This is a genomic window from Kitasatospora sp. NPDC004272 (genome assembly GCF_053603035.1).
Map to the genome: position 1 here is coordinate 1 of NZ_JBSGET010000264.1, position 3,363 is coordinate 3,363.

Annotated in this window: 5 protein-coding genes; 3 read left to right on the plus strand and 2 right to left on the minus strand. The window is 77.8% G+C overall.

The window, feature by feature from the left end; genetic code table 11:
* The first annotated feature begins 124 nt into the window (after positions 1-124).
* Together ACWEO5_RS38190 and ACWEO5_RS38195 are read left to right on the plus strand one after the other, a co-directional pair.
* Positions 125-1,348 (plus strand): PP2C family protein-serine/threonine phosphatase, encoded by a 1,224-nt coding sequence (locus ACWEO5_RS38190; protein WP_452166663.1) that lies wholly within the window; start codon positions 125-127, stop codon positions 1,346-1,348.
* A 123-nt stretch (positions 1,349-1,471) separates the two neighbouring features.
* A complete protein-coding gene (locus tag ACWEO5_RS38195) occupies positions 1,472-1,699 on the plus strand; it encodes a hypothetical protein (RefSeq protein ID WP_100834742.1) in 228 nt (75 codons plus the stop codon).
* Between the two features lie 86 nt (positions 1,700-1,785).
* Here the strand turns inward: ACWEO5_RS38195 and ACWEO5_RS38200 are convergent, their stop codons facing one another.
* Positions 1,786-1,959 carry a CsbD family protein gene (locus ACWEO5_RS38200; RefSeq protein WP_344550498.1) on the minus strand — a complete coding sequence of 58 codons (174 nt, stop codon included), beginning with the start codon at positions 1,957-1,959 and terminating at the stop codon, positions 1,786-1,788.
* Positions 1,960-2,048: 89 nt separating this feature from the next.
* Positions 2,049-2,918 carry an oxygenase MpaB family protein gene (locus tag ACWEO5_RS38205; protein ID WP_452166664.1) on the minus strand — a complete coding sequence of 290 codons (870 nt, stop codon included), beginning with the start codon at positions 2,916-2,918 and terminating at the stop codon, positions 2,049-2,051.
* Positions 2,919-3,024: 106 nt separating this feature from the next.
* Here ACWEO5_RS38205 and ACWEO5_RS38210 point away from each other — a divergent pair.
* Positions 3,025-3,363: FAD-dependent oxidoreductase (locus ACWEO5_RS38210; RefSeq protein ID WP_452166665.1), on the plus strand; the 339-nt coding region annotated here is incomplete at its 3' end.

Below are 3,363 nucleotides of genomic sequence, written 5' to 3' on the forward strand. Positions count from 1 at the left end.
CGTCCTCCGGTGACCACCGCCGGTGGCGGCCCGGCCCGCGGCGGGGCGGTCCCGGCGGGCGGGTGCGTTCCGGGTCCGGGATGGTGGGACGGGCGCGGGGGAACGGAATCGGAGGTGACCGACGATGCACCGCCACGACGAGGACCGGGCCGGGCCCGCGGTGCTCCGCCTGCTGGAGGACTCGCACCGCGCCGGGCCCCGGGACCTGCCGCGGCTGGTGCGGGACGCGGCCCGGCGGCTGGGCCTCACCGGCGCCTGGATCTACCTGGCCGACGTGCAGGAGAAGTGCCTGACCGCGCTGCCCGTCCCGCCGGAGGACCCCTCGCTGGCCGGGCCGTCCGGCCCCGGGGTGCTGGACGTGGACGGCTCGCTGGCCGGCCGGGCCTACCGCACCGAGCGCACCTGCACCGGCGCCGAGGCGGGCGCGGGCGCGGTGGGCTGGGTGCCGATCGTGGACGGCATCGGGCGCCTGGGGGTGCTCCAGGTGACCGCGCCCGTCCTCGACGGCGCCCGGCTGGCCTCCTGCCGGGCGCTGGCCACCGCGACGGCGCTGCTGGTCGCCACCAAGACGCCGTTCAGCGACCTGCTGGTGCGCACCGGCCGGCGCCGGACGATGACGCTGCAGGCCGAGCTGGTCCGGGCGTTCCTGCCGCCCCGGACGATCGGCAGCCCCCAGGTCACCTCCAGCGCGGTGCTGGAGCCCGCCTACGACATCGGCGGGGACGCCTTCGACCACAACCTGGCCGGCCGGCGCCTGCACCTGACCCTGGTCGACGCGATGGGCCACGACCTGGCCTCCGGGGGCTGCAGCGCCGTGGCCGTCGCGGCCTGCCGCTCCACCCGCCGGGACGGCGGCACCCTGGCCGACATCGCCGGGGCGATCGACGCCGCGCTCACCCGGTGGATCCCGGACCGGCTGCTGACCTGCGTGATCGCCGACCTGGACCTGGCCACCGGCACCCTGTCCTGGATCAACTGCGGCCACCCGACCCCGCTGCTGATCCGCCGCGGCCGGATCGTCGCCCGGGCCCTGGAGCGCCCCGTCCACCCGCCGCTCGGCCTGCCCGCCGGCCTGCCGCGGACCGTGCCGGCCGTCCACACCGCGCGCCTGGAACCGGGCGACCAGCTGCTGGTGCACTCCGACGGCGTGACCGAGGGGCGGGACGCGGACGGCGTCCCGTTCGGCGAGGAGCGCCTGGTCGACGTGGTCTCCCGGGCGATGGCCGACGGCCTGCCCGCCCCCGAGGCGCTGCGCCGGCTCGTCCGGCGGATCACCGCGCACCAGGGCGACCGGCTGCGGGACGACGCCACCGTGCTGCTGGCGGCCTGGCACCCCGCCGGCGCCTGAGGCCGACGGGCGGCCGACGCGGCGTCAGCGGCCGGGCCCGGGACGGGAATCCTCCGGCGGGTCGGGGGTAGGCGCCGGGCGGCCCCGGTCCCGGGGCGGAACGAGACGGTGACGGAGGCGATCATGGGACTCGGTGGCTGCATCATCCTGCTGGCGGTCGGGGCGATCCTGGCGTTCGGCGTGCACTGGCACCTGGCGGGTGTCAACCTCACGGTGGTCGGGGTGGTCCTGATGGCGGCGGGCCTGATCGGCGTGGTGGTGTACGCGCGGGTGCTGGGGCGGCGCCGCTACCTGGGCGGGCGCGGCGTGGACGAGGTGGTGGTGGAGGAGCGCCGTCGCGACGTGCTGTGACGGCGGGAACGACGGCGAGGGGCCCGAGCCGGTGACGGCTCGGGCCCCTCGGTCCGCCGGGGCGGCTCCGCTCAGTCCTCGAAGGCTCAGTCCTTGAAGGTGTCCTTGACCTTCTCGCCGGCCTGCTTGAGGTCGCCCTTGGCCTTGTCGGCCTTGCCCTCGGCCTCCAGGCGCTCGTTGCCGACCGCCTTGCCGGTGGCCTCCTTCGCGGTTCCCTTGATCTTGTCGCCGGCGTTCTTGGCCTTGTCGCCCATGCTCATCACGGCCTCCTGACCGATCGGTCCGTCACTGACGGAGTTCCGTATGCCCGGCTTGTCCGGAAAGATTCCTCCGAATTCGGGACGCCGCTTCAGGCCCCTCCCCGGGGCACCGGCATCGCCCACCGGATCGCCCGCACCACGGCCAGGCCGAGCGGGCGGACCGCGGCGGCGCTGAGCGGGTCGGCCGGCAGGCCCAGCAGGGCCCGGTGCTCGGCGGCGGGCAGGCCCACCGCCGCGGCGGCCAGCGCGCCGTAGGCGGGGCGGACGGCCCACGGGAGGGGCGGGTGGAGCAGCAGGAAGCGGGCGGCTTCGCGGGCCTCGGCCGTCCGGGCCAGTTCGGGCCGGTAGGAGCGGAGCACCGCGGCGAGCTCGGCCCGGCTGCGCGGCGGCCGCTCGACGCCGAGGTCGGCGGCGACCTCGGCGGTGTCCGCCACGTAGGCGTCGCAGCCCGCCGCGTCGAGCGGCGCGGCCCCGTACGCCTGGTGGGCGCGCAGGAAGCTGTCGGTCTCCGCCGCGTGCACCCAGGCCAGCAGGTGCGGGTCGGCGGCCCGGTAGCGGAGCCCGGTGGCCGTCGTGCCGCTGATCCGGGCGTGCACGGCCCGGACCCGGTCCACCGCGGCCCGCGCGTCCGGCTCGGTGCCGAAGGTGGTGACGGCCAGGAAGGTGCTGGTGCGCTGGAGCCGGCCCCACGGGTCGCTCCGGTAGCCGGAGTGCGCGGCGACCGCCGCCATCGCCGCCGGGTGCAGCGACTGGACCAGGAGCGCGGCGAGTCCGCCGACGAACATCGCGGCGTCGCCGTGCACCCGCCGGATCGGCCGGTCCGGACCGAACCGGCGCGGTCCCGGGGTGCCGTGGATGCGCTCCCGGACGGCGGGGCCCTCCGGCCCGGCCACCCTGGCGAACAGGGCCGCACCGAGCCGCTCCCGCAGGCCCGCCCGTTCCGCGTCCACGCCCTCCACGGTAGCCCCGGAACCGGCACCGGTCGGCGGTCCATCCGTCCGGCGGTCCGGTTCCGAATGGGTTCCGGGCCCACCCGGGCCGGAGGCCGAGGGCAGGAGGAGCGCGGTGGACGCGAACGGTGCGGTGGACGTGGCGGTGGTGGGCGCCGGGGTGGCGGGCCTGGCCTGCGCGCTGGACCTCGCGGCGGCCGGACGGCGGGTGCGGCTGCTGGAGGGCTCGGACGGGGTGGGCGGGCGGATGCGCACCGACCTGCGCGACGGCTTCCGGCTGGACCGGGGCTTCCAGGTGTTCAACACCTCCTACCCGCAGCTGCGGCGCCGCCTCGCCCTGCGCCCGCTGCGCCTGCGGCCCTTCACCCCGGGCTTCGGCCTGGCCGGTTCGGCCGGCCGCCGCCTGGTGGTCGACCCGCTGCGCCGCCCGCGGCTGGCCGGCGACCTGCTGGGC

Coding starts and splice junctions, on each gene's coding strand:
- ACWEO5_RS38190 (WP_452166663.1), top strand. CDS start 125: ATGCACCGCCACGACGAGGACCGGGCCGGGCCCGCGGTGCTCCGCCTG.
- ACWEO5_RS38195 (WP_100834742.1), top strand. CDS start 1,472: ATGGGACTCGGTGGCTGCATCATCCTGCTGGCGGTCGGGGCGATCCTG.
- ACWEO5_RS38200 (WP_344550498.1), bottom strand. CDS start 1,959: ATGAGCATGGGCGACAAGGCCAAGAACGCCGGCGACAAGATCAAGGGA.